Here is a 23581-nt window from a genome sequence, read left to right on the forward strand (position 1 = left end):
CATGAATAAGCAGCTGTATCGTATTATCTTTAATCAGGCCCGCCAGATGTGGATGGTGGTCGCCGAGATAGTGTGTGCCGGGCGCGGACAAACGGGACGCCGCACTCGTCGGCCATCTCTACGGTCGTGTCGTTGCCGGTTCACCGCGTTACGATTCAGTCTCTTGTTAGCGCTTGGCGGAGTTTCACTCACCGCACAGGCGGCGATTGTGGCCGATGGACAGGCGCCGGGGCGTCAGCAACCGACCATCATTCGCAGCGCCAACGGCACCCCGCAGGTTAATATCCAGACGCCCGGCGCCGATGGGGTTTCCCACAACAGCTACCGTCAGTTTGATGTGGATAAACAAGGGGTTATCCTCAATAACAGCCATCAGGCCACGCAGACGCAACTCGGCGGTATGGTGGCGGGTAATCCGTGGTTAGCCAAAGGGGACGCCAGCGTTATCCTCAATGAAGTCAACAGCCACGACCGCAGTCACCTTAACGGCTGGATTGAAGTGGCCGGGCATAAAGCCGAGGTGATTATTGCCAACCCTTCGGGGATCACCTGTAACGGCTGCGGTTTTATTAACGCGCATCGCACCACGCTCACCACCGGACAGGCGCTGATGGAGCGGGGCCGATTGAAAGGGTTTGAGGTCAATCAGGGGGAAGTGCGGATTGACGGGCACGGCATGGACAGCACCCAGCAAAGTTACACCGATATTATCGCCCGCTCCGTGGCGATTAACGCCAAATTACATGCGCAAGACCTGAAAGTGACTGCCGGGCGCAATCGGGTGGATGCGGCACACCAGAAGATTGAGAAAAAATCCGCTGAGGCCACTGACCAGCCGGAGTTTGCGTTGGATGTGGCGGCACTGGGCGGCATGTATGCCCATAAAATTAGGTTGATAGGCACCGAAACGGGGGTGGGCGTCCATAATGCCGGCAATATCGGCGCCTCAGCCGGGGACGTGCATATCACCGCCGATGGCTGGATAGAAAATCGCGGCGCCATCAGCAGCCGTGACGGGCTGCAATTAACGTCGTCTGCCGATGTCTCGAACACCGGCAAATTACTGTCACAATCGGCGGTGAATTTACAGGCGGGCGGCGCACTGCATAATCAAGGCCCGGTGGAAGCCCGCGGCGATACCACGGTCACCGCGAACACGATACACAGCAGCCATGACAGCGTCTGGGCCGCCGGACTGGATGATAAGGGCAACACCACCCGCCCCGGTTCACTGACCCTGACCGCGCAACACGTTCAGGCCAATGGCAAAAATCTGGCGACCGACACGCTGGCGATCCACAGTCAACACATTGACCTGAGCGACAGCCAGACCGCCGCCAGCCAGATTCAACTCACCGCCGGCCAATCGGGGATAAGTACCGCTCGCGCCACCGTTAACGCAAACCGTTTGACTGCGAAAACGCCGGGCCAGTTAAACAACAACGGCGGCCAGTTAGTGGCGTGGGAAATCCACCTCACGACGCCGGATATCGCCAACCAGCAGGGAAAAATTAACCAGACCGGTACCGGTGAACTGACGCTTAACACTCGCATGCTGAATAACCGTGGCGGTACCCTGTTCAGCCAGAGCAAACAACTCACGATTACCACGGACACGCTCGACAACCGTCAGGGCAATATTGCCAGTCAGGGCGAGGACCTGCATCTCACTGCGCATCAGGTAGATAACACTCAGGGTACGGTGCAACTGGCGGGTAATGGGAAACTGGCACTCAACAGCCAACACTGGCTGGGTGATAAGGGCAAACTGCTCACCAATGGCGCCCTGACGATACAAGCCAGTGAATTGCAACTGAACCACGCTGAAACGCAGGCCGGGCAGATTACTATCAATGCGGACACCCTGAGCCATCAAGGCGGTGTGATGCAACAACGCGGCAAAGATACGCTGTCCCTCACCACCCGGTTGTTGGATAACCAAAGCGGTACCATTGCGGGCAACGGTAACCTGAACCTTAAGGCGACAACCGTTGATAATGGTCACGGCAATATCATTGCGGCCGAAAATGGCGCATTGACGTTGACAGCCCAAGAAACCTTAAATAACCGGGCAGGCAATTTAGTCGGTAACGGGGGGCTGGACATTCACAGCCGACAACTCACCAACCGCAACGGCACTTTACAATCCGCCAATACCCTCCGTATCGACACCCACGGGCAGTTACTGGATAACCAAAACGGCTTAATCATTGGCGAGGGGGAAACCACCGTGACCAGCGGCCCGCTGGATAACCGTCAGGGGCATCTGCAAGGCGGCCAGTTGGTTATTGACACCCGACAGGCGCAGACCGATAACCGGGGCGGCAAATTGTTATCCACGGACACGTTAACTCTGAACACTCACCAGCTCGACAATCGTCGCGGACAGGTGCAGGCCGTGGGCGACACCGTGTTGAATGTGAAGACCCAAACCGATAACACCGGCGGCCTTATCCGTGGCGGCACGCAACTTAGTCTGAACACCGCTCGCCTGATTAACCGTGACACGGCGCAGACGGATAAAGGACTGGAAGCGCACAACCTGACGGTCAACGCCCAACAGGCGGATAACAGTCAGGGGGCTTTACGGGCAGCTAACCGCCTGCAAGCGAATATCAGCCAGACCTTGAATAATATTCAGGGACTGGTCTCTGCCGGCAAACAGCTCACTATCAACAGCGAAACTCAGCAACCGCATCTGAGGATTAACAACCAACAGGGCACCTTGATTGCCGGGAAACAGGTGGATATTAACGCCGGGGCCCTCAGCGGTGACGGCCAACTGTTATCGCAGGGCGATATGGCGGTTGCTTTAACCGAGGATTTTCACCATACCGGCAACACGGCGGCCAATGGCAATCTGACCCTGAAAACCACCGGCAATCTCCTCAATGACCGCCAGATAAAAGCCGGTCAGGCGCTGCATCTTGGGGCGCAAAATCTCACCAACAGCGCCGCCGGTGAAATCAGCGCCGGGCAAACGCAAATCAAGGTCCGCGATACGCTGAACAATACCGGACTGATTGACGGCGGTTTGACCCATCTCACGGCCAACACCCTGAACAATACCGGCACCGGGCGCATTTACGGCGACCAGCTTGCCCTCCAGACGGGAACCTTGAATAACAGCGCACAGGACGGCAAAGCCGCCGTGATTGCCGCGCGTGACCGACTGGATATCGGCACCGGAACACTGAATAACAGTCACCATGCCCAAATTTACAGCGCAGGCGATATGCATATCGGCGGCCAATTGGACAACAGCCTGACAGCCACCGGTCAGGCCCATGAGCTCAATAACCACGCGGCGACAATTGAGGCCGGGAATAATTTGAAGATTCAGGCCGACCAGATTAACAACACCAACGCCGGTCTGGTGACTCAGGTCGTCGAAACGGAAAAATCGCCACATCACGATGCGGTATTGAGCGGCCAGACCACCCGCTATGACTGGTCGCAAGTGGACACTTCCCGCCACAATAAATACGGCGTGCACGATGCCATCATGCCGGACGGCAGTCGCAGTAATGACTTTTACGAATATCAGTACACCCGCACCGTGAATGAAACGCAGGTTAAACAGAGTGACCCCGGTAAAATTCTGGCCGGCGGCAATATCACGCTCAACAGTGCGCAGGTCACCAATCACGACAGCCAAATTGTCGCCGGCGGCGAGCTGAACGGCGAAATCGGCGAACTGCACAATATAGCGACTCAGGGCGAACGCATTACCACCGATAAAGGTCGCCAGACTCACTGGTATGCGAAAAAGAAACGACTTAAGCCCAGAGCACGGGGTACCAAAACTTCTCAGGGGAAAAGTCGCAGTAGTTATAACCCCGCGCCGGTGGTAGAAACGATTGACCTGAAAACGCTGGCCTGGCAGGACCATACTCGGCCACAGAACACCGATATCACAATTACGGACCGACAGACCGGCCAGATACACGCGGCCCCCACGGCGGTCAAACCGGTGAACGGGACAGACGCCCCGTCTCTGGCGGAAACGGTCAAAGGGCAAGCAATCGACCCGGCGATACGCGTGGTGACTCCCAATACCCGCCTGCCGGATAACAGCCTGTATACCGTGCAGCCGGGCAGCGACAGCCACTATCTGGTCGAGACCGACCCGAAATTTACCCAGTATAAACAGTGGCTGGGCTCGGATTATATGCGGCAACAGTTAACGCACGACCCGGCGCTGGTCCACAAACGTCTGGGGGATGGGTTCTACGAACAGCGGCTGGTGCGGGACCAAATCACCCAACTGACCGGCCGGCGCTATCTGCCGGGCTACAACAACGACGAAGCGCAGTTTAAAGCGCTGATGGATGCCGGAATTGCCTTTGGCCAACAGCAACAGTTAACGCCGGGCGTCGCCTTGAGTCCGGCGCAGATGGCGCTGCTCACCTCAGACATTATCTGGCTGACTAACCAAACCGTGACCTTGCCGGACGGCACTACCGAGGTAGTTACTGTGCCGCAGGTGTATGCGCGTGTCCGTCAGGGCGACCTGAGCAGTGATGGCGCCCTACTCGCCGGTAATTCCGTGGCCCTCAACAATCAGGGCGATATCACCAACAGCGGTACGATTAGCGGGCGTGACGTCACCCAACTGACCGCCAACAACCTGACCAACAGCGGCTTTATTCGCGGCGGCAAAGTGGATGTGACGGCCCAACAGACGCTCGCCAACCGGGGAGGCCAGATTCAAGGGGATGACCGGGTAGCTTTGACAGGTCGCGATATCACCAGCGCATCGACTGTACGCGGGGATGAGGCTAACCGCTGGCTGGACCGTCCGGCAGGGATTTATGTGCAGAACGATAAAGGCGCCTTATTACTGAGCGCTATCAACAATGTGCAATTAACCGCCAGTGAGGTGAAGAACGCCGGTAAAGACGGTCACACCGAAATAACCGCAGGCCATAACCTGACGCTGGATACCCTGAGCACGCACCGTACAGAACAGGGCGACTGGGGGAAAGATAACTATCGCCATCTGACCCAACAACAGGATATCGGCAGCCAGATAACCGGTGCCGGTGAGGTGACCCTGCAAGCCGGGCAGGATTTGACCGCTGCCGCCGCTCACGTCAATGCCGGTCAGCAATTGACGGCGCAGGCCGGAAATAACCTGACATTGACAACCGGTACCGCCGCATCCGACTTGGTGGAGCACAGTAAGCAAACCAGCAAAGGCTGGCTGTCGAAGTCGTCAGTGGAAACCCACGATGAAGTGCATGACCGGCAGGCGCTTAGTACCACATTTAGCGGCGATAAAGTGACTTTACAGGCCGGTAAAGACCTGAATATTCGCGGCAGCAATGTGGCAGGCACGCAGGATGTCAGCCTGAACGCCGGTCATCAGCTTACCGTCGCCACCGCCGCAGAATCTCACGGTGAAACCCATTTACGGCAGGAGAAAAAATCGGGCTTGATGGGCACGGGCGGTATTGGTTTCACATTAGGCAAGGCCAGCCAGAAAGTCACCACTGATAGTGACAGCCAGCTGAGTAAAGGCAGCACGGTCGGCAGCAGCCAGGGCAATGTGGCGCTCAATGCAGGGGAACAGCTCCGTATTCACGGCAGTGAGGTGATTGCCGGTAAAGACCTGACGCTGACCGGCCAACAGGTCACGGTCACCAGTGCGGAAAACCGCAATCACACCACGACAAAAACCGAACAAAAACAGAGCGGCCTGACGGTAGCGCTGAGCGGCGCCGCAGGAGGCGCTATCAACAGCGCCGCGCAAACGGCCCATGAAGCGCAACAGACTGCCGACCCGCGAGTGAAAGCCCTGCAAAACACCAAAGCTGCTCTCAGCGGAGTGCAAGCGACTCAGGCTGCCCGACTGGCGGAAGCTCAGGGCAGCGACAACAGCAGCAATAACAACCTGGCCGGGGTGAGCTTGTCCTATGGTCGCCAGTCTTCTCGTTCAGAACAACAGTATCGTCAGACCACTCAACAGGGCAGCCACCTCACCGCCGGGGATAACCTCACGATAACGGCGCGCGGTAACGATAAAGGGACCTCAGGCCCGAACGGCGATATCCGCATTCAGGGCAGCCAGTTACAGGCGGGCAAAGACCTGAAACTCAATGCGAGTCGGGATATTGCGCTCTCGTCCAGCCAGAACACCGAACAGACCACCGGCAAAAACAGCAGCCACGGCAGCTCGCTGGGCGTGGGCCTGACCGCTGGACCCGGAGGCACTGGTCTGAACGTCTCGGCCAATGTCAGTCGGGGCAACGGCCGTGAAAACGGTAACGGCGTCAGCCACAATAACACCACGTTACAGGCGGGACAGACTGTTGAGCTGAACAGTGGCCGGGATACCACGCTGAAAGGGGCGCAGGTGAAGGGTGAGCAAATTACCGCCGAGGTGAAACGCCATCTGACACTCAGCAGTGAACAAGACAGCCAGCGCTATGACAGCCGACAACAGAATGCCAGCGCCGGAGTCAGTGCCACCGTAGGCCCGCTCACCAACGGTACAGCAAGCCTCAATGCCAGTCGCAACAAACTGCACAGCAACTATGATTCGGTGCAGGAGCAGACCGGGCTATTTGCCGGCAAAGGCGGTTATCAGGTTAACGTCGGCGACCACACCCAATTGGACGGCGCAGTGATAGCCAGTCAAGCCGACAAAGCCAAAAACACCCTCAACACCGGAACACTGGGTTTTAAAGATATTCAAAATAAAGCGGACTTTAGCGTTGAGCAGCAGAGTGCGGGCGTCAGCCTCGGCCAACCAACCGCTGGTCAGGTGCTGAATAATCTGGCGGTCAATGCGCTGACGGGGGCCCATAATCAGGGCCATGACAGCAGTACCACGCATGCCGCGGTCAGTGACGGCCACCTGATTATCCGAGATAAGGGCCACCAAACGCAGGATACCGCGAACTTAAGCCGTGATACCGATAATGCGGCCAATGTCTTGAGTCCGATATTTGATAAGGAAAAAGCACAGCAGCGGCTGAAACAGGCGCAACTGATTGGCGAACTCAGCGCCCAGATGACCGAGATAGCCGGGACGGAAGGGAAAATTATCGCCACAAAAGCGGCGAAAGCGAAACTGGACCATATCAGTGAGCAGGATAAAGCCGATGCCAGAGAAAAGTTGGTCAACCGGGGCAATAAACATCCGACTCCAGCGGATATCAACCAACAAATCTATGACACTGCTTATACGCAGGCGTTGAATGACTCCGGCCTGGGGACTGGCGGTAAATACCAGAAAGCCTTACAGGCCGCCACGGCAGCGATTCAGGGGCTGGCAGGGAACAATCTCGGTCAGGCGCTGGCTGGCGGTGCGTCGCCGTATCTGGCGGGCGTGATTAAAGAGCTGACTACCGACCCGCAAACTCATCAAGTGGATATCGCCGCCAATACGCTGGCCCACGCGATTTTAGGCGCCGTGGCAGCGGAAGTCAGTGGTAACAATGCCTTGTCGGGAGCAGCCGGCGCCGCTTCCGGCGAATTGGCCGCACAAGTCCTGATAAAACAGCTTTACGGCGATAAGGCAAAAGTCAGTGAGTTAACCGAGGAGCAGAAACAGACTGTCAGCACCCTTTCTACTCTGGCAGCCGGGCTGGCAGGCGGCATTGCGGGTGATTCCAGCGCCAGCGCCCTCACTGGGGCACAGGCTGGGAAGAATGCGACTGACAATAATGCCCTAGCTGTACCGATGCCACCGCCACCGATAGCGGGTTCAAACACGGGTGAAGCCGTGAACGAAGCCAATCAGACGATAGCTTCAGCTTTGGACAAGAAACTGAAGGAGATAGGAGAAACACTAGATAAAGCTACAGAGTGTTCATTTGGACGGGTATGTTCGTCAAATTATGTGGATGATGAAAACCAACCTAATATATCAAAGGATCTGACAGATTCAGAGAAAGCCGAACTTGGTGGTTCAGGAACAGGAACACCGGGAGGCTGGGAACCTGAAAATGAACAGAGGGCCAGAAATGAGGAATTGGTCAAGCATCAGCAACAGGATCGATTCAACGAGCTGACTAAAGTATACGATAAGCATCATCCATCACAAGATCTAGTCATTGATGGTCAGACGATCCGTCAAGGTGAAGGAGCTAGTCGATATGGCACAACAAAGATTTTCGAGAGCCAAAAGCTTACAGATAAACAAATTCATAACTATGCTCAACAATTAGCAGGAGATACTCCACTCAAGCAGGTTAGGTCTGGGATTTATACTGCGAAACTTGGTGATGGTACTACCGTTACTTTACGAAATGTATCAACGTCAGAAGCACAAACTGGAGCTAGATGGACCATTGATATATTGGATAATTCATCGTTAAAAGATATTGCCTATAAATACGGGCGCGTAGAAATCAAATTTAAGTGAAAATTATGTTAACTGAAAAACAGTATCAAGAATTATGGATGGCAGCAGAAGGACAAACTTTAGGGGCTGTACTTTATTACAGTATTCCGACAGAACCCCCCCCTGATAATTTTTCTTTTGAAGAAAGAACACAGATCTTTTTTTGGGTATTAGAACGACTTATGAAGGATGAACATCTTAAATTAGCTAAGTATGGTAAATTCCTTGAAGGCACTGTGGATGAGCAGTTAGAACGTTTCCGCCAGGTATTTCCCAAAACAGAGGCTGAGATGGAAGATGGTATTTGGTTTTTTGATGAAATCTGTCCAGGAGGTGCTGTTTGGGTATTAGAAGACGGTTCTTTTGAATGGACTTGATGCGGAGAATAATGCCCTTAGCATGGGAAAACTGTTTGGTTCCGAAGGTGCTAAACATTTTGAAGGCGCGGGTTCACTGGCTCAAAAAATGGTTCAATCCGGGGCAACACCGCGCAGGTGCGTATTTTCGTCCTCGGAGATCACCCAATAACGGCGTTTTTGAAGGTTAAGTATCTATAGATTCTGATAAACATAGATATGCTAAAGACACCAATGGACATATCCATAGATTTTCACCAAATAATACAGGTGTCTACCATTGGTCTGGTAGTACTGGAGATTCAAAAAATAAATTGGAATTAACTGGAAAGGTGAAGTCTAGGTTACAAAAACAAGAAGGGTGGAAAATAAAATGATTATTGGAGATCCTTATCAAATTGCTATCCATATTGAGCAAATTGATGTCCTGTGTTCACCAAGTGGAATGTTTAATTTTATAATTAATGACACATTAGTTCCAGGGAAGGGAGTAACAATGGATTTATACATGGTGATATCTGAACTAAAAGAGAGCCTTAAAGACGGAATGCACAAGAACTTGCGAGATGTTGGGAATATCCCATTGTCTGATTTAGATTTTTCTGAAGGAGAACCGGAGAACTTTATCCCATTATCCTCTGAATTATCAGATTATGGCTTTATTTTTTGGTTGGGTTTTGATGGCGATGAAGATCGTCTTATTTATACAACAAATTATGAAAAAACATTCCAAGAAGAACGATATCCTAGAGGAACAATAGAAAAATTAATTAGAGACTTACCGTTAGCAGAGGATTTAATAATGAAAAAAACAGGAGCATTTATTAATACTGAACTGAAATCATAAAGAGCTGTTGTAGATAATAATCACTTAAGCGTTGACCAGAATCGTTCAAGGAGTGAAGAACTGGTCAACTGTCAGGGAGATAGCAGTTGTCATGCGACGGTCAGGGATAAATATCGGCAAGAATATGACCAGGTTCAGGAGCAGATAGCAACTTGCTCAGGGGCTGACCAGTGCGTTGCGGTTGCCAAAGAAATGCGGGCATTACAGGGTGATTACAGTGCCCGGATGAACGAAATCTATTCCGGGCTTAATCCCTTGATCTGATGTTCTACCCGGTAAAGTGATTGGATCAAACTCAGCGCAATATCGGCTTTCCCCGTTTTTTGTTTCCCCTGCGCCTGTTTCGCTTTCACAAATTTACGGTGGGCATGGGCCATACAACCTACGAGTTGGGCTTCTGTTTGCTCATATTTCTGATAACCATCCACATGCAGCCAGTCTGTAAACCCGGCAAGATACGCCGCCGCTTTTGTTGCAAAAGAGAAATAACGCTGACGGTAGTGATAAAACTGGGTGGTAGAAATACCGGTTTATGGGCAAAACTGCCGGATCGTCAGTGCGGATATTTTCTGCTATTAAAAGTTCTCGTCATTCGGGTTTCCATCATAATCAGGACAATTGAAGTCATTGTAATGAAGGGCTCGATCCTAGTGCCGGACGGATACGTTATTTGATGCATAGATGGAACACTCACGACATCATAACGTTCAGGTATTAATGTTGAATATGTCGGGGGGACTAATAACTAATTGTCTCAAAAAGAGAACAAACTGCCATTCAATATTTCCCTCCCAGAAATAGGTATGTTAGCGACGGTTTAATCAAAATTCAGAAGTTAACCAGCAAAAAAATAACTCAATTGATAAGTAAAACGCATCGCATTAGCGATCTGGCTGTTTTACTTGTCGTGATGTTGTTTTAGGCAAAATCTATCGAATAGATAATAAGGAATAGATGAAATGAAAAAACAAATTTTGAAGACCTGTGCGATAGCAGCACTGTGTCTGGGGGGGATGTCGCAGGCTATGGCGGAGGAAGTGAGTGCCGGTACTCTGGCGATAAGCTCTTCAGTGACTGCGGAGACTTGTAAGTTTGCAGCAATAGAACCTGTTAGTCTCACCGCTTTGGTGTCTGATTTTACTGGGAAGGCAGAGGGAGCAATCTTAGCTAACACGCAAAAATTCGTCACGATTAAAACGGAGAAATGCCCTCTGTGGAGTTCCGCGAAAAGCGCTAAATTGACGATTTCTGGCGCCGCAGCAGGACCAGGCGCCGCTTACTTTCAGCTTGTTAACACCACGGGTAATACTGCAATTGCCGACCATGCGGTTGGCCTGACGATAAATGATAAGCCCGTGGCACGAGGCGCTGCAATTAACCTAAAAGATCCCCAATACAGTCCCGGAGTAGCCGGTGATAATGCCATCACGCTTAAGGTGGGGTTGGTTAAGATTGGTACGGCGTCGGTGGTACAAGCAGCTGACTCCAAAGCGAACCTGACCGTGAAAGTAGCGTATGACTAATTCAGCGCCGCTAGGCGTTAGAAACATATAGCCGTGGAATTGGACAGGGAGGCCCAATTCTTACTTTACGCAATACCAAATCAGACAATTTTCAGGTGAGTCAGTGAAAAGATTGATGACAGCAATGATAGTGACTGCTCTGTTAGGCTGCCCGGTCATTTCCGCGCAGGCGGAAGGCGTGGGGATCAATACTACCCGCATTATCTATCCAGCGGATAGCCGCGCGACAACCGTCTCAGTGAGCAATACCAGTAAAGAGGCGGTCTATTTGATACAGGCGACAGTCAGTTCTACTTCTGAAGGAGATAAAACCGCGTCATTTCTGGTGACGCCGCCCTTGTTTCGTATGGAACCAGATAGCCAGAATCAGGTGCGTATCATCAAAACTGGCCCGTCGCTGCCTACCGACCGGGAATCCCTGTTCTGGTTTACGGCGAAGGCCATTCCGTTAAGTTCTGAATCTGATAATCGCTCCCAGAAGAATGTCGCCGGCGGAATACAGTTTGCTATAGCTAACACAATTAAGTTGATGTATCGCCCGTCAGGGCTGTCGGTTTCGCCGGAGCAGGGATTTGGTTCGCTGCGTTTCAAACCGACTGCCGCGGGAATAACGGTTACCAATCCGTCACCCTATTACATCACCTTAACCTCCCTAAAAGTGGGTGGACAGGAGGTGATGACGCAGCAGAAAGCGAATATGGTCTCCCCGTTCTCTGACCTCTCTTTACTACTCAAAGGAGGTCATTATCCAGCCAAAGTGAGTTGGACAGTGATTAATGACCTCGGCGGAGAATCCACCTATCAGGGGGAGATACTGTAGTGCGAAAACTGCGGCCCCTTATCAGACAGACAACTCTGGCTGGCCTGCTCTGTACCGCTCCTCTGCCCGGAGGCGCGAGCCCCAACACGGCTGAGCTGACGTTGGCGTTGACGCTGGAGCAGCCAACCTGTGAGCTGAACGTGCAAACACCATCCCCGGTGGTGTTTTCATCAGTACCACTCTCCGAGGTGTGGTACAGCACGCAACATATTGCTGCGGCGGGCAGCAAACCCATTACGTTGGCGTTGTCAGGTTGTGCGGGGTCAGCCAGAGCCGGTCGTACCCCGGTCATTAAAATAGTCGGCACTACGCCAGAAGATCACCCGACGCTATTTCGGGATAAAGCTTCCACGGTGGCGGGAAATGTGGGATTTAGCCTGCGCTATCAATTGCCGGGAGGTGGGTTGGGGAGCTACCTGAAAAATGGCGATTATGTGAATTTGGCGCCATCGGGTAACGCCGCCAAAGACAGTCAAATCACCTTCCTGATGGATATGCGGTATGAATCCGGCGCGGTTGTGCCGACCCCCGGTGAACTGACCGCGCACATTCAATTTCAATTTGACTATCACTGAGTGCAGATAAGATTTCAGGAGGCATTGTGGAAACAGGTCGGGTACGCCCAGCGCGGTACTGGCTGGCGCCATTGGTGTTCTGGCTAGGGTTAGGGATAACCGGCACAGAATCCTGTCAAGCCGCCGGTATCAGTCTGAATAAAACTAGGGTGATTTTTACCCAAGGGGAACGGGCGCAAACGCTGACGGTGATCAATACCACATCTCAGGCGTGGCTGGTGCAGGTAAGGATAACTGAGGATCAGGAGAAAAACCCTTCCGCATTTTTGGTGACGCCGCCGTTGTTCAGGCTGGAGGCTCACAGTCAGAACAGCTTGCGTATTTTGCCAACGTTTAATCAGCCCCCCTTTCCAGTGGATCGGGAATCGCTCGGGTATATACAGATGAACGCCATCCCTGCAACTCAGCGGGTGACGGAGGAGCCTGTTCGAGAGCAGGCGTCAATGAGTGTGGGAATGCGGATCAAGTTTTTCTGGCGACCGCATGGCTTGCCGATGTTGCCGGAAGAGGCGTATGGACAGCTTCGCTTTCAGTCGCAACCCGATGGCACTAAGGCGTGTAATCCTACCCCGTATTTCCTGTCGCTGGACAGCCTCTCGTTGGATGAACAGGCGCTCGATCTAAATCGTTATCCCTCAATGATAGCGCCGCGAGATTGTGTGACTTATGCCGGGCAGGAGGGCAAAAGCTCAGTAAGCTGGTCGATGATTAATGATTACGGCGGGGCTTCAAATCTATTTACCGGCAGAGTGGCGCGTTAAATCCGCCATTGTTTTTTATGACGGTAGAGAATTATGACGGTGGAGAATCATGGAGATGGAAGAATGAAGAGAGCCAGTAACCGGCATGGACGGACACACTGGGAGTTAATGTTTTACTCCCTCGGTTTTGTCCTACTGCTAGGGAATATATTCAAGGCGCAGGCGGTTGATAATCGAGGGCTATCGTTCTCTCCAATGCAGCTCTCTTATGTGGCTAAAGATAGCCCGGGAGGCGTGACGCTCAGTATGACGAATCACACGGCGCAGAGCTATCTGGTACAGGGATTTGTCAGCCCGATGGACCCGGATACTGGTCGCTTTGACACTCAAGCCGGGCAAGTTCCCCCTTTTATCGTCCTGCCGCCGTTAAAACGGGTTGAGGCTGGCGAGAAATTTTCGTTTCGTATTCGCCAGCTTGGCGGGCAATTGCCACAGGATCGAGAATCGGCCTTTGTGGTCTCGCTGCGAGCTATTCCGGGAGTTGCCGTACCGGATACCGCAGAGGCGCCGACATTAAGCCGCCAAATAGGTAAAGCATCGCAAGTGCAGGTTGCCTTACAGATGAATATCCGGCTTTTTTATCGTCCTCAGGGAGTACCTGCCCGGGATAACGCTGCGATAGCTAAACAGGTGAGATTTTCCCTTCGGGGAACGCAGTTGCAGGTGGAAAATCCCACGCCCTATTTTCTGGCCTTTTCTGTTCTGAAAGTCGGCAGCCAACAAGTAGATGATCACATACGCCAGACGATGGTGTCCCCGAAAGGCATACAAACCTATTTGTTTCAAACCTATTTGTTTCAAACCCATTCGTTTACCGCCGGGATGCCGGGCCCACTGGTCTGGCGTTTTCCCGGCGACAATCAGGATCGCCATGTTCCGTTATAACCCGTCCTCATCTGTGAGCAATGACCGGCAAAGTGGCCTCAAGATCAACAGCATAGGCTTAAGTTAGAAGCAGAGATGAGCTATGACAATAAACATTTTATTTTCGCCTGCGTTGTGGGCGGATAGCCAACGTGCGTCCGGTCAGCCGGACAGTTTCCGGCTCCGTCCTGTATACCTATGTCTGCTATGCTCACTGACGGCGACAACCTTGCCTGCCTCTGCGCGGGAATACTTTAATCCCGCTTTCCTGATGGGTGCGACGGGGGAGCAGGAGCATATCGATCTCTCTGTGTATGAAAGCGCGGGGTATGTCGCGCCGGGACGCTATCTGGTGGATGTTTACATGAACCAGAATAAGGTGGATAACCGCGAGATTGAATTTAGATTGGTCAACGGCCACCTGCAACCGGTATTAACGGTTGCACAGCTTGAAGAGTATGGGGTCAATATTCGCGGGTTACCGGCTTTTCAGGGAGAAGCGAGCGACAATGCTATCACGGATCTGACGAAACAGATCCCACACGCCCGTGCGATATTGGATTTCGCCCGTTTGCGTCTGGACCTCAGTGTTCCTCAGGCGGCGATGCAGTTCCACCATTCTGGTATGGTCGATCCGTCACTGTGGGATAACGGCATTCCGGCCTTTTTGATGAACTACACCGTTAACGGTTCAGAAGGGCGTTATGACGGTCAGGGAACCGGCGGCGGATCACGCTCCCGCAATCTGTTTGCCTCCTTTCGTAATGGATTGAATCTAGGGCCGTGGCGTCTGCGCAGCACGCAAACTTACAGTTACAATCGCCAGCGCAACGAAGGGTCCTCCGGTTCTTCCCCCTCTACGCAGATCCAGCGGCAGGTGAGTAATACCTATCTGCAACGTGATGTGCAGTCACTGCGCGGTGAGTTTACCGCCGGTGAAACCTATACCGGTGGGGATATTTTTGACAGTATCCCGTTGCGTGGCATGAAACTAGCTTCTGAGGAGGCCATGTTGCCTGACAGCCAGCGCGGTTTTGCCCCAGAGATAACCGGTGTGGCTAACTCTAATGCACAGGTGACCGTCTCCCAGAATGGTTATACCGTGTATCAAACCACGGTAGCGCCGGGGCCATTTCGTTTCACCGACCTGTACACCACAGGGGATTCTGGCGACCTGACGGTCACGATCAAAGAGGAGGATGGCAGTACCCGGGTTTCCACCCTCGCTTCTTCGTCTGTTCCAATGATGCAGCGTCCCGGCGGCATTAAATATGAATTGACGGCCGGTCAATATCACGGCGGCAACCTCACCGATGGCAGCCGTTCCCCGATATTTGCTTTGGGCACTTTGGTCTATGGTTTGCCGCACAATATCACCTTGTACGGCGGGGGATTGGTCGCCGGCAACTACCAGTCGGGGGTATTAGGCTCGGGCGTGTCACTGGGCGCCTTCGGCGCATTGTCTGCGGATGTGACGTTTGCTCGTGCCCAATTGCAAGGAATTGAAGGGCAGGAAAATAACCGGCAACAGGGCCGAGCTTATCGGGTGAAATATGCCAAGAACTTGATCAGTACCGGCACCGGCATTGATCTGGCCGCCTATCGTTATTCCACTCAGCATTACTACAGTTTCAGTGATGTTAACAGTATGGGGTACAGCCTGAATGAATATCAGGCGCCGTGGGCGCTTGACCGACGTAAAAGCACCTGGCAGGTGAGCCTGCATCAAACGGTGGGACGTTGGGGCAGTCTTTATGCCTCCGGGACGCGCAATGATTACTGGAATGGCCGTACCGACAACAATCTGAATCTGGGTTATAACACGATGCTGATGGGGATCAGCTATAACCTGAGTTATAACATTTATCGTATGGGAGGGGCTGGTAACTGGTCGGAGAATCGCCAGGTGTCACTCAATATGCAGGTCCCGCTCAGTCTGTTTGGATCATCGTCTGCGCTACGGGGCGTTTACTCCCGCTATACGGTCTCGCGCGACTTGCAGGGCAACACCACTCAGCAGACTGGGATCAGCGGCATGTTATGGGATAACCGTTTGAATTATAACCTCCAGCAAGGTTGGGGGAACAACGGCCAGCAAAACAGCCGGGCGTTGTCTTTGAGTTACCAAGGCAGTCAGGGGAACGTTAATCTGGGCTACAATGACAGCGCCAATAGCTATCATTTCACCTACGGGGCTTCCGGGGCCCTCCTAATCCATCCTTACGGTATGACGCTATCACGTTCATTGGGTGATGAAGCGGTGTTGGTCCGCGCTCCCGGGGCGAAAGGGGTGACGGTCGGTGACGGCAACGTGCAGACAGACTGGCGTGGTTACGCCGTACTGCCGGGCGGATCGGTCTACCAAAAAAACACGATTAATCTGGACCCGTCCACTCTGCCGGAAGGTGTGGATATTGATCAGACCAGCAAGAACGTTTATCCGACCAGAGGAGCAGTGACGCTGGCAAACTATCAGGTTCGCTCAGGTAGTCAGTTACTGTTGACTTTGACACATCATGGCAAACCCGTGCCTTTTGGCGCTACCGCGACGCTGGAAGAGAATACCACTCAGGTTGGCGGCGGCATTGTGGGCGATAACGGCCGGGTTTATCTAAGCGGCATGCCCCCCGCCGGTCGCGTGAAAGTCAAATGGGGAAATGGGGCCACGCAACAATGTACCACCTATTATCAGGTATCGTCCGAGACCCCCGGGCAACTGGTGCAAGCCGATGCCGCGTGTCTGTAAGCGATTTGAACAGATGAGTAATTTGGAGAGAAGAGGAATGTTAAACACTGAACGTTTATGGAGCAGTAATGTAGAAAACCTTGTCTCAATCCTCATGGGCCTGGGGGTATCATTGCTTTTTTTATTGTTGACCACTTTGCCGCTCCAGGCAGCAGAGAGTTATCAGGAGTGTGAGATTGAACTGGTGCAGATGGTTCGCAATGTTACCGGTTATGCAATGGCGCCAAACAACAAAGATAAGCGTGATTACTCACGTGATGAGATAGTCGGTTATACCACCAGCGGCCCTCTTGATTGGTCGACAACCTGTCGCGTTCCTGCTGGAACGCAGTTTATGGCCTACACGGTGGAGTCTGGAATGAGCTCATTAATCTCTTCGTCGTCACCGAGTCGCGTCCGGGTAGGACGAACTGGCGACTTTATGATTGATATCGGGCAATCTTCACTCTCTTGCCAGACGCACGGTTTATCCGGTACGTATCGCTCAGCCAGTCCGGCAGGGGGGCATGCCAGTGTTAACATTCCCTGTGTTCCCGATGCCAACGGTCTGGTTGATGTCAGTATCCGCACCGTGACAGGGGCAATTTACCCGGACAGTGACGGCAATTTCAATGCGAAGGCAGGAGGCAGCCCCCTGTCAGTGGGCGCGATTGGCTGGGCTCCAGCGTCCATATCGGGTTTTAACGGGAGGTTGAAACCACTGTTGACCACGGTTATCCTCTCGCCGGTCAAAAAGCCATCCACCTGTGCGGTTGTCCTGACTCCTTCATCGGTGGATTGGGGAACGGTGAAAAGAATCGGTAAACAGGCGGGAGATCCGCTGGCGTCGGCCAGACAGATAGGGATAAGCAGCACCTGTTCCGGTGATGATGAGGTATTCCAATATTCACGGCTGCTTTACCGGATCGATGGGCCGTCTGTCCCGGGGAAACCGAATGCGCTGGCTTCGTCAATAGAGGAGGTCGCCTTTGTGTTCTCCGATTCTGCTAATAAACCTTTATTACTTAATACCGGGCACCGAGGCGCAGGGGAAAATGCGAGATATGTTAAGTTCGGGGAAGATAGTTATACCGCCTCAACGCAATTGTCTGTGGCGCCGATTCTGTTGAAGACTGACGGTGCCGGGGGGCAAGCCAGAACCGTTGCGGTTATTTCCGTGTGGTCGGATGTTAACTTTGTCGAGCCCTCTGCTTAGGATGTTGTTTTCTGTTTTAAAGAAGCACCTATTTTGAGCATAGGTGCTTCTGGGTTTGCAGAATTAGTTAGATAAAGTATTCGCTATACCGTATTTAACCCCGCATTTCTGTTATCTCTATTTCTTTATCGAAACGTAAATGTTCATCAGCCGCCATCGGGATTAACCAACGTAAGTTATAGATCACATTATCGGGTAATGAATTTGTTTCATAGATATTGACGATCTCTTTTTCAATAGAATTGACAGAATAGACACGATCATCATACATATAGAGAAAATTCACCTGATAAACGTCAGGGCGAGTTAAGACAGTAAATAATCGCCACTCTTCAGGACGTGTTTCAATGCCGGCTTCTTCAGCAAATTCTCTTGCCATTGCTTGTTGAGGGCTTTCACCAGCTTCTATTTTTCCACCGATCCCATTGAGTTTCCCTTTTTGCCAGCTGGGTTGTAATTTTGAAATCAGGGAGACATGTTTTTTATCTTTAGAAAACATAAACCCTGTTACATAGTTAATCATTATTTTCTCCACGCTTTTATTTCATGACTAATGTCTGATTTCTGTCTGGCCCATAGGAAATATATTTGATTGGGACTCCAGCATAGTCTTGAATAAAAGATAAGAAGTCAATCAGCTCAATAGGCAGTTCCGTTAAATGGGTATATGATGAGTTAAGCTCTCCCCAAGATTTAAAGGTTTTATAGATGGGTTTGACTTTATCGAGCTGCAATAATGCGTCATCGCAACAAACGAGCTTATCATCAATTTCATAGGCAATAGAGACTTTTATTTCGGGTAAATCAGCGAGAACATCAACATTCGTTATAGCGAGCTCTGTTACGCCATTAAGTTTCACCGCGTGTTTAATCAGGGATAAATCCAACCAGCCACAGCGCCTTGGCCTTTTTGAAACGGTGCCATACTCGTTTCCGCGTTCTCGAATGTAATCAGCCTGCTCTGTTAATAATTCTGTGGGGAATGGCCCGTTACCGACACGGATCATATAGGATTTCATCACACCGACAATATGCATTTTCTGTGCAGGTATGCCTATCATTGCAAAGCAGGTTTGCACTAATGTCTGATAGGCGACGGTATAAGGATAAGTACCAAAACTATTATCTAAGAAAGTGGCTTGTGATGTTTCAAGTAAAACATTTTCTCCAGCATTAAGTAAATCACCGATAACTTCATTAGTGAACGTGAAATAAGGTTCTATTCTCTTGCCATATTGATGCGTTGTCTCTAACATCTCTTCAAAATCTAATGTAGCTTGTGCATTAAAAACATGGTTGATCTGCTTCTCTCTGATGCCCCAAAGAAATTCTAATTTACTTCTTAATTTCTCTTTATCAAGCGTATCAATAAGCCGAATGCCATGCCGATTGGCTTTGTCTTCAACACAGGCCCCGACACCGACGCCAACCGAACCTATCTTTTGCTTACCTTTATATTTTTCTGACGCTCTATTTAACTCAGAGTGTAATGGCAAAACGATATGGCATCGCGGATCGATAAATATATTAGAGTCAATTTTTTCTTTTTGTATAAAATCGATCTCTTTAACCAGAACGGGAAGACTGATTAAAGCACCTTGGCAGATATATAAATTCTTTTTGTTGAGTGAGGCCGGTAATTGAGAAAATGAGCCTCTTAGATTACCGTGTTGCACACAATGACCCGCATTAGCGCCGCCATTGAATCGGGCAATGTTATTGATGTTGCCAGACAAATAGTCAACAAATTTTCCTTTACCTTCATCTCCAAATTGGAGTCCAACTACAGCAGTTAACATGGATCTATTCCTTAATTATTTATACCCGTCATCTTTCAAGCTGCCTCTTTGTTGGCTGCGCTCACTCACCCCGGTCACATAGTTAGCTATGCTCCCGGGGATTCGCTCCCTTGCCGTCGCGATGCATCTTGAAATCCATTGGGTATATTTATTTCAAATAATAGTTAAATCATCACTTTTGATGATCATTTTTAAAATGAATAATTTGCTTTGAAATACTAAACTGCTCTTTTAAAACTAATATGCTAAATATCTATCCATATATCGTTATAAATTATCCCTTTCTTACCAGGTTATTTTGAATAGCCTCTTTATACCCGTTATCTTTCAAGTTGCCTCTTTGTTGGTTGCACTCACTCACCCCAGTCACATAGTTAGCTATGCTCCCGGGGATTCGCTCCCTTGCCGTCGCGATGCCTCTTGAAATCCATAGGGTATATTACTGTTTATAGATTAAAGAATCGGCTATTAATAGCGCTTCACTTAATGTATCAACCACGGGAACGCCGGCAGTTTCAAGACTGACACGGCTATGAGTCCCTCCAGTATAAAGAATAGCATGGGTTCCCGCGGCTAATGCGGCAATTGCGTCATCGGTGGCGTCCCCAATAACCACACTTTGCTCAGGAGCGACATTAAGTTTTTTGAGATGGTTAGCTAACTGCTCTGATTTGCCGGTTGTCAATAATGGCGTATTTCTACCATCTATTTGGGTAAAGAATTTGCCAATACCATGATTATCAAGCATAGGGACCAAGTCATGATGTTCCATCAGTGAACATAATGACTGAGTTGCGCCTGTTTCATAACGGGAAGCGAGGAGCTGACTGACACCTTCCGTTAAATTGGCTTTCTGAATGCCTGGTCGATAGTGAAAATTAAATATTTTTCCGATCACTGACCATTCAGAAGATGAAGGTTCACGGCCAATCACTTGTTTATAGAAAGTTTGTACTGGAACACAATAATGTTCCCGATATTGTTCCAGTGTCAGCGGTTCAATACCAATTTCTGCTAGTGCGAAATTGGTTGCGCTCAGTGAAACATTGACATCATTAAGTAATGTGCCATTCCAATCCCAAATAATATGTGCTGTTGTCATAATTAATTAACCTCCCTTTTTCCAAACTGTTTTTTGCGAGCTGAACATTCAGGACATTGATATGCCAGGGCCTTAAATGCGTCAATTGGCTGTTCATAATTCAGCGGTGTTTGTGCTTTTAGATTTAATAAAAAACGCAATAACTTGGCTGCCCATGTTGAGTTTGTCAGGGTGTCATGAAGGATAGACAATAAACTGTATGAATAGGCAACCCAATCCGCCGTGGTGGTATGAACATATTTATCATCAGAGAAGGGCTGATTAATTAAACGATCCAGGACCTGATGATGTCTGAAACACCAGGGCGTCAATACATCTAAAGTTTCAGGGTTGAATACCCGATCAGCATGTCCATAAACGCGGGCACGTAATAACTTTTCCCAATGCAGTTCGACGGCACGGGCCTTCGGACGTTGCCCGGTTTGGGTGATGATTAGATCGGTTGCCTGACGTAAGGTGTCGCCTGTTCCGCAATTATCATCAATAATTGTCACGGTTTTCCCAGGTGGAATATTGCGGCCCCAGAGATGATTGCTTTTGCGAGACGTATCATCGTAACGGGAAACTTTCACTAAATTGAGCTCACTATCCCATGCTGCGGCGGTGACTGCCGCCGCCGCTGATCCTCCTAACATAATGCCGACAACGGAGGAGTTGGGGCATTTGTCAATTTGGGCTGCGGCCAAAGTTAACAGATGATTATCCCCTTCAATAAACGATCTGGGCACTTGGTGTTCCGTAGATGAAGGCAATTTCAGGTCATGGATCGAAGAGGGTGAAAAGGTGAATGCTGTGCCCATCAGCGTTGAACTGACGACTTTTGCACACTCCTTGATCCCATCGATGAATAGCACAATATCTTCGTTAACTGTCTGTGGAGAACTTAATAAGCTATCAACAATTCTGAGCAATTTTGCCAGGCTATGATCGGCCAATATATATTTCGATGGGGTAGTACACAGCTTATCGGTACACTCAAGTTGAGAGAGGTATTCTGTGTAATATTTCGCCGTCATCAGTAGCTCGTGACAAGGTTTTTGTTCGTAATAGGCAACACCGCGGGAACCCACGAATTCTGGCTTTTCTGTGAGTAAACCGGGCAGCGTCATCACTTCTTTCGTCAAATAACGTGTTTCGGGTACGCCACGCAATTCGCCTAGCAAACCAATAGAGCGAAGATCCAAAGTAGAAGATAAAGATTCAGGCATATTCAACGTCTCGATGATTGTGTTGCAGCAAGGGCATCTTCGAGAGGAACCTTACCAATATGTAGCGCTTGACCAAGAATTGCGCCTTCGACGCCGATAGTGGACAGATCGGCTAAAGCGCGGAGATCATCCAGGCTTGATACACCACCGCCGGCAATGACGGGTGATGACGTTTTCGCACAAACTTCCTGTAATAGCGTAAAGTTTGGCGAACTCATCATGCCGCCCCGCTCAACATCGGTTACGACGTAGCGTTGACAACCCTGTTTGTCGAGGCGCTCGAGGACATCCCAGAGATTGCCTTTGCTGACATTCCATCCATGTGTTGCCAGCTGATAACCCTCTGATGTGCTTTTTACATCCAGAGCAATGGCGATCTTATCGCCATATTCTGCAATAGCTCGGGCACACCAATCTGGATTTTCTAATGCTGCTGTCCCCAAATTAACTCGTTGGCATCCGGTTGCTAATACTTTGCGCAAGATAGTTTCATCTCTGATTCCGCCGCAGACTTGTACGTTAATGTCGACCGCAGCAAGGACATCAGCAATAAGATGGCTGTTTGAGCCCCGTCCTGATGCGGCATCAAGATCAACAACATGTATCCATTTTGCTCCGGCATTTTGCCAGGCGAGCGCTACTTCGGCCGGAGTACCTAAGGGTCTGCGTAATGTTGGGCTTTCGCCACGAGTTAATCGAATTGCGGAATTTGATGTCATTGCTATTCCATCAACAATATCTACAGAGGGAAATATCTCGAATGTTTCCTTACTTATCATTGAATGCATCCTAATTAATTATTTAAAAACTAATAACGATATGTAACTAATGCAATTACAGCTTGTAACGTAATAAATAAAAATATTTTTTGCTTCTTTAAAAATAAATCGGATTAAAGATTAATGGATTGATTTAATGGATTCAATAACCTTTCATCGATTTATAATAGTGAAAGGAAAAAATTTCTCAAGAAGGTTATTAGCTCAATATAGCAATTTGGATAACTTTTTTAAGTCAGTTAATCTTATATTTACTTAAGAAGAGTTATTTTAAAGGTAGGCAAATAGCGATTCATTTTAAATATATAAAAAATAATTCTGCTAATGTTGATGGGAAAGGCTTGGTGCTATTTATCCAATATTTTAATCACTAAAAGTAATATAAATCTATTTTTTTTAGATAATGGCAGTAAAATATATCAATTTATAACAAATAAATGTGTGTAATAATTGTGTTTATTAGAGTGGTTAGCTTTAACTATTAGGAGGATATAATTACCGAGAATTTAAAATAGTAACTGTAATTGATATGTAGTTATATTCTATTTATTCCGTGGTAATTATTTGTTTGTATTATACATAAATCTATTGCATAGGTAATTTCTATAAAAATAATTTGTTTTTATCACTGATGACGACAATTTGTATTATAA

General features: G+C 49.9%; 15 protein-coding genes and 1 pseudogene. 10 read left to right on the plus strand and 6 right to left on the minus strand.

Annotated elements, in window-relative coordinates; translation table 11 throughout:
• Window position 1 precedes the first annotated feature (1 nt).
• From V2H77_RS08200 to V2H77_RS08210, 3 genes are all read left to right on the plus strand, one after another.
• Complete coding sequence (locus V2H77_RS08200) at window positions 2–8374, plus strand: two-partner secretion domain-containing protein (protein ID WP_341498413.1); 8373 nt, start codon at window positions 2–4, stop codon at window positions 8372–8374.
• 5 nt (window positions 8375–8379) lie between these two features.
• On the plus strand, window positions 8380–8730 hold the full coding sequence (locus V2H77_RS08205; protein WP_341498414.1) for a DUF596 domain-containing protein: 351 nt from the start codon (window positions 8380–8382) through the stop codon (window positions 8728–8730).
• Window positions 8731–9082: 352 nt separating this feature from the next.
• Window positions 9083–9556: an Imm42 family immunity protein gene (locus V2H77_RS08210; protein ID WP_341498415.1), complete on the plus strand. Its 474-nt coding sequence runs from the start codon at window positions 9083–9085 to the stop codon at window positions 9554–9556.
• Between the two features lie 239 nt (window positions 9557–9795).
• Here V2H77_RS08210 and V2H77_RS08215 read toward each other — a convergent pair.
• Window positions 9796–10029 (minus strand): annotated as a pseudogene (locus tag V2H77_RS08215) (IS66 family transposase); the annotation flags it as partial.
• Window positions 10030–10515: 486 nt separating this feature from the next.
• On the opposite strand from V2H77_RS08215, the gene V2H77_RS08220 reads away from it, so the two are divergent.
• The 7 genes from V2H77_RS08220 to V2H77_RS08250 all read left to right on the plus strand — a co-directional run bounded on the left by V2H77_RS08220 (window position 10516) and on the right by V2H77_RS08250 (window position 18040).
• Window positions 10516–11079 (plus strand): fimbrial protein, encoded by a 564-nt coding sequence (locus tag V2H77_RS08220; protein ID WP_265377827.1) that lies wholly within the window; start codon window positions 10516–10518, stop codon window positions 11077–11079.
• A 103-nt stretch (window positions 11080–11182) separates the two neighbouring features.
• Window positions 11183–11899, plus strand: coding sequence for a fimbrial biogenesis chaperone (locus V2H77_RS08225; protein WP_341498416.1), 717 nt, complete (start codon window positions 11183–11185; stop codon window positions 11897–11899).
• Window positions 11899–12474: a fimbrial protein gene (locus V2H77_RS08230; RefSeq protein ID WP_341498417.1), complete on the plus strand. Its 576-nt coding sequence runs from the start codon at window positions 11899–11901 to the stop codon at window positions 12472–12474. The genes V2H77_RS08225 and V2H77_RS08230 overlap by 1 nt, the downstream gene beginning before the upstream one ends.
• A gap of 26 nt (window positions 12475–12500) precedes the next feature.
• Complete coding sequence (locus tag V2H77_RS08235; RefSeq protein WP_341498418.1) at window positions 12501–13235, plus strand: fimbrial biogenesis chaperone; 735 nt, start codon at window positions 12501–12503, stop codon at window positions 13233–13235.
• Between the two features lie 63 nt (window positions 13236–13298).
• Entirely contained in the window at window positions 13299–14120 is an 822-nt protein-coding gene (locus tag V2H77_RS08240; RefSeq protein WP_341498419.1) for a fimbrial biogenesis chaperone, read from the plus strand.
• 82 nt (window positions 14121–14202) lie between these two features.
• On the plus strand, window positions 14203–16845 hold the full coding sequence (locus V2H77_RS08245; RefSeq protein WP_341498420.1) for a fimbria/pilus outer membrane usher protein: 2643 nt from the start codon (window positions 14203–14205) through the stop codon (window positions 16843–16845).
• Between the two features lie 37 nt (window positions 16846–16882).
• Window positions 16883–18040, plus strand: coding sequence for a hypothetical protein (locus V2H77_RS08250; RefSeq protein ID WP_341498421.1), 1158 nt, complete (start codon window positions 16883–16885; stop codon window positions 18038–18040).
• Window positions 18041–18134: 94 nt separating this feature from the next.
• On the opposite strand, the gene V2H77_RS08255 is transcribed toward V2H77_RS08250, so the two are convergent.
• The 5 genes from V2H77_RS08255 to V2H77_RS08275 all read right to left on the minus strand — a co-directional run bounded on the left by V2H77_RS08255 (window position 18135) and on the right by V2H77_RS08275 (window position 22928).
• Window positions 18135–18563, minus strand: a complete 429-nt coding sequence (locus V2H77_RS08255) for an NUDIX domain-containing protein (RefSeq protein WP_139655144.1) — start codon at window positions 18561–18563, stop codon at window positions 18135–18137.
• Window positions 18564–18579: 16 nt separating this feature from the next.
• Window positions 18580–19839, minus strand: a complete 1260-nt coding sequence (locus V2H77_RS08260; protein ID WP_341498422.1) for an adenylosuccinate synthase — start codon at window positions 19837–19839, stop codon at window positions 18580–18582.
• A 439-nt stretch (window positions 19840–20278) separates the two neighbouring features.
• A complete protein-coding gene (locus V2H77_RS08265; RefSeq protein WP_265513807.1) occupies window positions 20279–20941 on the minus strand; it encodes an HAD family hydrolase in 663 nt (220 codons plus the stop codon).
• 2 nt (window positions 20942–20943) lie between these two features.
• On the minus strand, window positions 20944–22149 hold the full coding sequence (locus V2H77_RS08270; RefSeq protein ID WP_341498423.1) for a phosphoribosyltransferase: 1206 nt from the start codon (window positions 22147–22149) through the stop codon (window positions 20944–20946).
• 2 nt (window positions 22150–22151) lie between these two features.
• On the minus strand, window positions 22152–22928 hold the full coding sequence (locus tag V2H77_RS08275) for a HisA/HisF-related TIM barrel protein (protein WP_341498424.1): 777 nt from the start codon (window positions 22926–22928) through the stop codon (window positions 22152–22154).
• Window positions 22929–23581 lie beyond the last annotated feature (653 nt).

The sequence above is a fragment of the Photorhabdus sp. P32 genome, from assembly GCF_038085095.1.
Lineage (GTDB): Bacteria > Pseudomonadota > Gammaproteobacteria > Enterobacterales > Enterobacteriaceae > Photorhabdus > Photorhabdus luminescens.

Excerpts from the sequence above, each read along its gene's own strand:
- V2H77_RS08200 (WP_341498413.1), top strand. The coding sequence starts at position 2 with ATGAATAAGCAGCTGTATCGTATTATCTTTAATCAGGCCCGCCAGATG.
- V2H77_RS08205 (WP_341498414.1), top strand. The coding sequence starts at position 8,380 with ATGTTAACTGAAAAACAGTATCAAGAATTATGGATGGCAGCAGAAGGA.
- V2H77_RS08210 (WP_341498415.1), top strand. The coding sequence starts at position 9,083 with ATGATTATTGGAGATCCTTATCAAATTGCTATCCATATTGAGCAAATT.
- V2H77_RS08220 (WP_265377827.1), top strand. The coding sequence starts at position 10,516 with ATGAAAAAACAAATTTTGAAGACCTGTGCGATAGCAGCACTGTGTCTG.
- V2H77_RS08240 (WP_341498419.1), top strand. The coding sequence starts at position 13,299 with ATGAAGAGAGCCAGTAACCGGCATGGACGGACACACTGGGAGTTAATG.
- V2H77_RS08245 (WP_341498420.1), top strand. The coding sequence starts at position 14,203 with ATGACAATAAACATTTTATTTTCGCCTGCGTTGTGGGCGGATAGCCAA.
- V2H77_RS08250 (WP_341498421.1), top strand. The coding sequence starts at position 16,883 with ATGTTAAACACTGAACGTTTATGGAGCAGTAATGTAGAAAACCTTGTC.
- V2H77_RS08255 (WP_139655144.1), bottom strand. The coding sequence starts at position 18,563 with ATGATTAACTATGTAACAGGGTTTATGTTTTCTAAAGATAAAAAACAT.
- V2H77_RS08260 (WP_341498422.1), bottom strand. The coding sequence starts at position 19,839 with ATGTTAACTGCTGTAGTTGGACTCCAATTTGGAGATGAAGGTAAAGGA.
- V2H77_RS08265 (WP_265513807.1), bottom strand. The coding sequence starts at position 20,941 with ATGACAACAGCACATATTATTTGGGATTGGAATGGCACATTACTTAAT.
- V2H77_RS08270 (WP_341498423.1), bottom strand. The coding sequence starts at position 22,149 with ATGCCTGAATCTTTATCTTCTACTTTGGATCTTCGCTCTATTGGTTTG.
- V2H77_RS08275 (WP_341498424.1), bottom strand. The coding sequence starts at position 22,928 with ATGATAAGTAAGGAAACATTCGAGATATTTCCCTCTGTAGATATTGTT.